This window comes from Acidimicrobiales bacterium, from assembly GCA_036273495.1.
GTDB lineage: Bacteria > Actinomycetota > Acidimicrobiia > Acidimicrobiales > JAJPHE01 > DASSEU01.
In genome coordinates this window covers 1-7,697 of sequence record DASUHN010000113.1, presented here as the reverse complement: position 1 = coordinate 7,697, position 7,697 = coordinate 1, and the positions used below count along the sequence as shown (strand labels likewise).

The following is a 7,697-nucleotide window of genomic DNA, read 5'->3' as shown; positions in this document are numbered from 1 at the left end:
CGGGGTCGATGGCGATGACGCTGCCGTCCTCGCTCGGGCGCAGCGCCTCGGCGAGCTGCTGCTCGAGCGCGGCGTCCAGCACGATGACCGGCAGCCGCTTGTCCCTGGCGTACAGGGAGGTGATGGTGGGGCCCAGCGCCTGGCGGGCCGCTTCGACCAGGCTCTCGGTGTCCTTGGCGTGCGCCGACCGCTCGGTCACCGCCTCGACGATGCGCACCAGATCGCGGACCGGCACCCCCTCGTTGAGGAGGGCGCACAGGACCGCCTGGAACTGCCCCAGCGAGAGCTGCGCCGCGGTCAGCTCCTCCACCGCCACCGAGTCCCGGACCTTGGCCACGTCCAGGAGCTCCTTCACCTGCTGGCGGTTGATGAGGCTGGCGGCGTTGGAGCGGATCACCTCGGACAGGTGGGTGGTGATGACCGAGGCTCGGTCGACCACCGTGCATCCCATCATCAGGGCCTGCTGGCGCATCTCGGCGGGCACCCAGCGGGCCGCCAGCCCGAACACCGGCTCCTCGGTCGCCTCGCCGGGGAGCTGGTCGAGATGGTCCCCGATGGCGAGCACCCGGCCGAGCGGGGCCCGGCCCCGTCCGACCTCGACCCCGTGGAGTCGCACCGAGTAGGAGCCCTCCTCCATCGAGAGGTTGTCGCGCGTGCGCACGGGCGGGACGACGATGCCGAGCTCGGATGCGATCTTGCGCCGCAGGCCCTTGACCCGGGCCAGCAGGTCCCCACCCCGGCCGGCGTCCACGAGGTCGATGAGGTCGAAGGCGAGCTCGAGCTCGAGCGGCTCGACCCTCATCTCGCCCACCAGGGTCTCGGTGCTGTCCGGTGCGGCGGGGTCGAGGGCGGCGGTGGGCGTCTCGGACGCCTCGGCCGGGTGCGACCCGGCCTGGCGACCGGCGATGAACAGTCCGGCGCCGACGGCGAGGAAGGGAACCTTGGGCAGCCCCGGCACCAGCCCGATGATCCCCAGCACGGCGCCGGTCATGCGCATGGCGCCGGAGTGGGCGGCCAGCTGGGACAGGAGGTCGGTGCCGAACTCGTGCTCGGTGGCGGCCCGGGTCACCACGATGCCGGCGGAGACCGAGAGGAGGAGGGCGGGGATCTGCGAGACCAGACCGTCGCCGACGCTCAGCAGGCTGTAGGTCGACACCGCGTCGGAGACCGCCATGTGGTGCTGGAGCACCCCCACGGCAAAGCCACCGATCAGGTTGATGGCCGTGATGATGATGGCGGCCACGGCGTCGCCCTTGACGAACTTGGACGCCCCGTCCATTGCGCCGTAGAAGTCGGCCTCGTCCGCCACCTTCCGCCGGCGCCGGCGGGCCTCGTCGGCGTCGATCAGACCGGAGTTCAGGTCGGCGTCGATGGCCATCTGCTTGCCGGGCATGGCATCGAGGGTGAAGCGGGCGGCCACCTCCGCCACCCGGCCGGCGCCATTGGTGATGACGACGAACTGGATGACGATGAGGATCAGGAAGACGACCAGCCCCACGACCAGAGACCCGCCGACCACGAAGTGGCCGAAGCTCTGGATCACGTTGCCGGCAAAGGCGTGCAGGAGCACCAGCCGGGTGGCGCTGACGTTCAGGGCCAACCGGAAGAGGGTGGCGACCAGGAGGAGGGAGGGGAAGACCGAGAACTCGAGCGGGTCGCGCACCCGCATGCTCATGAGCAGGACCAGTACGGCAATGCTCATGTTGACCGCGATCAGCAGGTCGAGGAAGAAGCTGGGCATCGGGATGACCAGCATCACCACGATGGCGACGACACCGGCCGGTATCCCGAGAGTCCCCAAACGCTTGGCGCGCATCAAACCCCTTGTCGCTTCCGGACCCGTCCCTGGGCCTGCAGTTGCGATGGCCGTCCTGGCGCCGAATGAAGTTTTCGACAGATCGGCGGGTTTTCTTTACACCGGCCCCGCCCGGACCGGCCCCCGGGGCCGAGGCTGGTGGGAGTACTCACGCCAGGATCCCCACCGGGGTCTGGTGGCGCAGAGGACCGCCCTTGGCGAGCGGGGGCAGGCTGTAGACGAAGGCGAGCAGCCGGGCCACGGCCAGGTACAGGTGGTACGGGATCTCCCCGTCGATCTCACAGGCGCCGTGCAGGGCCCGGGCCAGCGGCGGATCCTCCACCACCGGGACCCCGGCCCCGGTCGCCAGCTCCCGGATGCGCAGGGCCACGTGGTCGGTGCCCTTGGCCACCACCTTCGGAGCCCCGGACCCGTCGCGGTCGTAGCGGATGGCCACGGCGTAGTGGGTGGGGTTGACCGCCACCACGTCGGCCCTGGTGACCTCGGACATCATCCGCATGCGGCTGAGGCGGCGCTGGGTCTGGCGGATGCGGCCCCGCAACTGGGGATCACCCTCGGCCTGGCGCATCTCGTCCTTGACCTCCTGCTTGGTCATGAGGAGCCCCGACATCATCCGGCGCCGCTGCAGGAGGTAGTCGGCCACGGCCAGCCCGAGGCCGGCCAGGGCCACCGATCGCATCAGCCCCAGGATGGCCGCGGCCACGGTCGACACGGTGGGCCCGAGATCGGCGGAGCCCGCCGACACCAGGACGTTGAGCAGGTTGACGAAGCTCCGCCAGGCCACCACGCCGACGAGCGCCAGCTTGATGGCCGCCTTGGCGCCCTCCCAGAGGCCGTGCACCGAGACGAGCCGCTTGAGGCCCTGCCGGGGACTGAGGCGGGACAGCTGGGGGGCCAGGGCCTTGGGGGAGAACCGCAGCCCGACCTGACCCACCGTCACGGCCGCACCCAGGGCGGTGAAGCCCAGGGCCGTGGGCACCACGATGTAGAGCAGGTCGGTCAGGCCGGACCCGAGGACCCGCATGGCCCCCGACGTGTCCGGGTGCGACGCGACCTGCATGGCCTGGGCCTCGAGCTGCATGATGCGGGTTCCCGCCCCCCTGACCATCGGGGGCAGGAGCATGCCCGCGGCAACCATCGACGCCCACGCCGCCAGCTCCGGTGAGCGCGCCACCTTTCCCTCGTTCCGGGCCTCCTTTCGCCGCTTGGCGGTGGGCTTCTCGGTCTTGCCCTGGCGCTCGCTCACCGCGTGCCCCCTAGAGGGCGTGGGCCAGCCGGCCCATGTCCGACACCGACATCTCGACCAGCCGGACGATGACGCCGGGCAGCAGGCGGATGCCGATCCCGATGAGGGCCAGCGTGAGCAGGACCTGGAACGGAAGGCCGAGCACGAACACGTTGAGCTGCGGGGCGGCCTTGGCCAGGAGGCCGAGCACCACCTGGGCCATGAACAGCACTGCGAGCAGGGGGGCGGCGATCTGCAGGGCGGAGACGAAGAAGCTGGCCAGGTCGTGGACGATGGTGTCGCCGACCCCGCCCATCGAGTGGAGGGACGCCCCGACGGCGCCGAAGGACGCCATGAACCCCCTCACCAGGAAGATGTGACCGTCCAGGACGAAGAGGAGGGTGATCGCCAGCAGGCCGTACACCTGGCCGACGATGTTTGTCTCCTCCTGGGACATCGGGTCGAGGGCGGTCGGGAGGGCAAAGCCGCCGAACAGCCCGATGGCCGTTCCGGCGGACTGGGCCGCCGACATGAGGATGTTGACGACCATGCCGAGGGCCAGGCCGATGAACACCTGGATGACGGCGGCCCCGACCAGCCCGGCCGTATCGGTCGGGAGGGCGCCGGCGGGCATCTGACCGGACGCGGCCAGTGCCAGGCCCGCCGCCAGGCCGACCTTGGCGGGGATCGGGATGCTCCGGTGTGAGAAGGGGGGCGTGACCACCAGCCACGCCGAGGCCCGGAGGAACGCCAGGAACCCGCCCAGGACGGCGCCCGGGTCGAGCGGAAGCGAGAGCGTCGTGGCGCTAGCCGCCATTGATGAGGCGGGGCAGCATCTGGAAGGCGGAGTCGGTGAAGGCGACCATCCGCGAGATCATCCAGTGGCCCGACACGAGGAGGACCACCGCCACTCCCAGCAGCTTGGGGACGAAGCTGAGCGTGAACTCCTGGATCTGGGTCACCGACTGGAACAGCGAGACCATCAACCCGATCACCAGGCTGACGGCCAGGATCGGGGCCGCCAGCTCGCCGGCGGTGGCCATGGCGTGCCCGGCCAGCTGGAGTACTCCCTGGTCGTTCACCGGAAGCTCGTAACCAGCGAGTGGGCGATCAGTGTCCAGCCGTCGACCAGCACGAACAGCAGCAGCTTGAACGGCAGCGACACGAGTGTCGGCGGCAGCATCATCATCCCCATCGACATCAGGGTCGATCCCACGACCAGGTCGATTATCAGGAACGGTATGAAGACGACGAAGCCGATGATGAACGCCGTCTTGAGCTCCGACAGGATGAAGGCGGGCACCAGGGCGGCCATCGTTACGTCCTGCGGCTTCGGAGGATGCTGCTTGCTGATGTTGACGAACACCGCCAGCTCCTGGGTGCGGGTCTGCTTGAGCATCCAGTCCCGGATCGGAACCTCCGCCTCCCGGTAGGCCTGAGTGGCGTTGATCTTGCCGTGCAGGTAGGGCTGGACGGCGTCGTTGTTCACCTTGGAGATGGTCGGGGCCATGATGAACAGGCTGAGGAAGAGCGCCAGGCCGGCTATGACCTGGTTCGGCGGGATGCCCTGCAGACCGAGGGCGTTGCGGGTCAGGCCGAGCACGACGGCGATGCGGGTGAAGCTGGTCAGCATGATCAGCAGCGCCGGCGCCACCCCGAGCAACGTCAGGGCAATGATGATCACGATGCTCTCGGACGGCTTCGAGAGCTGACCGCCGAGATTGACGGAGACCGACGAGGAGGCGGTCCCGGCCGCGGCCAACAGACCGGTCATCGGCCGTCCTCCGGCGGCAGCGACGGGTTGACCGTCGCGCCGCGCCACCCACGGGTGTACATGTTGTGTGTGCTCCTTGCCCGGGGCCGTCGGGCCCCTACCAGCGCAACGCCGTCAGACCCGACGGACCGTGCGCTCCCTGAGCTGTTCGAGCATCACCTTCCATGGCGATGAGGGGAACATCCCCTGGGTGGTGGGCAGCATTCCGTGGTGCCCTACCGGCTCGGCGTCGGCTTCCCCGGTGGGAACCAACGCCCCTTCCTCGGTGTCGAGGAGCAGGCTGACGGTCGACGGGGTCACCCCGACCAGCAGGTCCCTTCCCCCGACCCTTACGACCGCAAGGCTGGACGTCTTACCGAGCGACTGGCGGACCAGCACGTCCAGCTTGGCCCGGCGGGCCGGGCCGAATCCCAGGCCACCCCGGCGACGGGCCAGCCGGGCCAGGCCGCCCACGAGGACCAGCACCACCGCGAGCGACAGCGCCATGCGCCCGACGAGGGCGGCCGAGGACATGGTGGCTCAGGCCCGCTCGAGTGAGGAGTCGTTGTCCCGCTCGACGATGTCGGTGATCCGCACCCCGAACTCGTCGTCGATCACGACCACCTCGGCGCGGGCGAACAGCGTTCCGTTCACGAACACGTCGACGGGGGTGTTGGCCGACCGGTTGAGCTCGATGACGCTCCCCGGGGAGAGGGCCAGCAGCTGCCGGACCGGCATGCGGGTGCGCCCCAGCTCGACGGTCACGGTCATCTCGACGTTGGCCAGGACTTCCAGAGACCGGCGGCCCGAACGCGGGGCCGCCGACGGGAACGTGGCCGGCGCCGGCGGAGCCGGAGGGGCCGCCACCGGGGGGGGCACCTGGACAGGGGCCTCGGCCGGGGGGGCCGGGGGGTCACCCGGAAGGACCGGGACGTCGGCCGAGCCCGCCCCGGGGGGCGGCGGGCCGGACGGCGCTGGAGTGGGAACCCCGACGGCCTCGGGCCCGGGCGCAGCCGGCGCCAGGGGATCACTAATGGTCATGGGTCTGCTCCTCCGGGTCTACGACCGTGCAGGCGATGCGACGGGCCCGCTCCATGGGGAGCGCGGCCAGGTAAACGACGTCCTCGACGGCGACCTCGAGGGGAAGGTCGCGGGGGTGGTGGAGGTTGATGACGTCCCCCACCTGGAGCCCGAGGATGTCCTGCGAGCTGAGCGACTTGGGCTGGAACCGGACCGCCACGTCGACCAACGGGTCGAGGAGGCGCTCCTCGGCGGCACTGTGAACTCCGTCGGAGAAGCCGCGGGTCCCCTCCCCCATGTGCAGCAGGGCCCGCATCAGGGGCCGGAGCGTCGACAGGGGCAGGCCCAGGCTGCAGGTCCGCGTCATGGTGGCGTCCTCGCCCAGCCGGACCTCGAGGCGTACCGCCAGGCAGCTCTCGTTGGCCCGCACCACCTGGAGGAGCTGGGCGGTCGACTCCACCTGCATCCCCCCGAGCGAGACGGCGGCCAGGTGCCCGAAGGCGGCGGCCAGCTGGTCCAGGGCGCCGCCCATCACGTCGGTCAGCAGCTCGACATCGATGTCGCTGAGGGGCCGGGTCGGGTACGAGCCGGCGCCGGCGCCGCCCATGCGCAGGTCGACGATGGCCATGGCCAGCTCGATCGGCAGGTGCAGCAGGGCCCGGCCCGGCAGCGGAGGCAGCCCGAACAGGACCATGCAGTACGCATCGTGGGCGCCTGCCAGCTCCTCCCAGACCATCTCCCGCGTGTCGGTGACCACCAGCTCGACCGGGACGTGCAGGTCCACGGACAGGCGGCGGCTGGCCAGCCGGCTGAAGTTCTCGAGGACGAGCGCGAGCGACCGGAGGCGGTTCCGGTCGAGGACCTCCGGGGTCCGGAAGTCGTAGAGACGGACCTGGGCCCCCGAGGTGGAATCGGTATCGGTGGCGGCGTCGGCGACGGGCGTCACAATCCGGTTATCGGCACGCGCCGAGAAATTCCTTCAGTACTAATTGTTGGGACCTGGGGGACTAGTCCGCGGCCGGCGTCACCGCCTCCACCTCAGCGTCCCCCCCGCCGGCGGCCGGACGGGCCTCACACGTGGGCTCGTGGAGGTCGAGCAGGGCCCGGACCCCGTAGGTGGCCGAGGCCAGCTCCCGGCCGCACTCCGGGCAGGAGATGCGGACGACAGCGGCTCCGAGACGGTGGGCCGGGCGGTGGCGGGGCGGCAGGGAGGCGCTCATTGCATCACGAAGCTGGTGAAGTAGACGCCCGCCACCTGGGGAGCGCCCGCCACCGGCGGGAACAGGGTCTGGAGGCGGACCTCGAGCTGCCGGCGGGCCTGCTCGTGGCCCGCGGGGCCGAGGAGGTTCGGGTAGGTCAGGGCCGAGAAGGTGCTGATCACGGCGTCGAGGATGCGGGGATCCATGGCGGTGATCTTCTTGGCGTCGGCCGTCTGGGTGAGCTGCACCGCCACCCCCACCTGGATGAGGTGCCCGTCGGAGAGGTTGACGGTCACCGGGTCGAGGCTCTCGATGGGCCCGGTGGGGACGGCGAGGGCCGCCGACTTGAAGCCGCTGGCCGGCTTCTTGTGGGTCAGCTTCGGATAGGCCACCGCCGCCACGCCGAGCACGGCCACGAGCCCGACGACCACGAGCAGCTTCCGCTTGCCCTTGGGCTTGACCCCCCCATCGGGGACGGCCGCGTCCGGGGGGAGGTCGGCCCTTCCCGCCTTCCTCGACGCCATGGTCATGGATGCTGCCGCCATATCAGCCTCCGCTCGGTGGTGAGGGACTGCCCAGCAGCACCACGTCCACCCGCCGGTTGGCGGCCTGGTGCGCCGGGCTGTCGTTGGGGGCGACCGGCCGGGTGTCCCCGTAGCCGATCCCCGACAGGCGGCCCGGGGC

10 protein-coding genes are annotated in these 7,697 nt (G+C 70.8%); all 10 read right to left on the bottom strand.

Going from position 1 to position 7,697, the window contains the following annotated elements; all coding sequences use genetic code 11:
* The coding region (locus VFW24_04800) for a flagellar biosynthesis protein FlhA (GenBank protein ID HEX5266069.1) at window positions 1–1,816 on the bottom strand (1,816 nt) is incomplete at its 3' end.
* A gap of 148 nt (window positions 1,817–1,964) precedes the next feature.
* Window positions 1,965–3,062 (bottom strand): EscU/YscU/HrcU family type III secretion system export apparatus switch protein, encoded by a 1,098-nt coding sequence (locus tag VFW24_04795; GenBank protein ID HEX5266068.1) that lies wholly within the window; start codon window positions 3,060–3,062, stop codon window positions 1,965–1,967.
* 10 nt (window positions 3,063–3,072) lie between these two features.
* Entirely contained in the window at window positions 3,073–3,858 is a 786-nt protein-coding gene (locus VFW24_04790; protein ID HEX5266067.1) for a flagellar biosynthetic protein FliR, read from the bottom strand.
* Window positions 3,848–4,123 carry a flagellar biosynthesis protein FliQ gene (gene fliQ, locus VFW24_04785; GenBank protein ID HEX5266066.1) on the bottom strand — a complete coding sequence of 92 codons (276 nt, stop codon included), beginning with the start codon at window positions 4,121–4,123 and terminating at the stop codon, window positions 3,848–3,850. The genes VFW24_04790 and fliQ overlap by 11 nt, the downstream gene beginning before the upstream one ends.
* Window positions 4,120–4,815 (bottom strand): flagellar type III secretion system pore protein FliP, encoded by a 696-nt coding sequence (gene fliP / locus VFW24_04780; protein HEX5266065.1) that lies wholly within the window; start codon window positions 4,813–4,815, stop codon window positions 4,120–4,122. The genes fliQ and fliP overlap by 4 nt, the downstream gene beginning before the upstream one ends.
* A gap of 114 nt (window positions 4,816–4,929) precedes the next feature.
* Window positions 4,930–5,328 (bottom strand): flagellar biosynthetic protein FliO, encoded by a 399-nt coding sequence (locus tag VFW24_04775; GenBank protein ID HEX5266064.1) that lies wholly within the window; start codon window positions 5,326–5,328, stop codon window positions 4,930–4,932.
* Between the two features lie 6 nt (window positions 5,329–5,334).
* Complete coding sequence (gene fliN / locus VFW24_04770; GenBank protein HEX5266063.1) at window positions 5,335–5,835, bottom strand: flagellar motor switch protein FliN; 501 nt, start codon at window positions 5,833–5,835, stop codon at window positions 5,335–5,337.
* Window positions 5,825–6,760: a flagellar motor switch protein FliM gene (locus VFW24_04765; GenBank protein ID HEX5266062.1), complete on the bottom strand. Its 936-nt coding sequence runs from the start codon at window positions 6,758–6,760 to the stop codon at window positions 5,825–5,827. Before VFW24_04765 ends, fliN begins: the two co-directional genes overlap by 11 nt.
* A gap of 61 nt (window positions 6,761–6,821) precedes the next feature.
* Window positions 6,822–7,034, bottom strand: coding sequence for a hypothetical protein (locus VFW24_04760; protein ID HEX5266061.1), 213 nt, complete (start codon window positions 7,032–7,034; stop codon window positions 6,822–6,824).
* Window positions 7,031–7,537 carry a flagellar basal body-associated FliL family protein gene (locus tag VFW24_04755; protein ID HEX5266060.1) on the bottom strand — a complete coding sequence of 169 codons (507 nt, stop codon included), beginning with the start codon at window positions 7,535–7,537 and terminating at the stop codon, window positions 7,031–7,033. Before VFW24_04755 ends, VFW24_04760 begins: the two co-directional genes overlap by 4 nt.
* Between the last annotated feature and the right edge of the window lie 160 nt (window positions 7,538–7,697).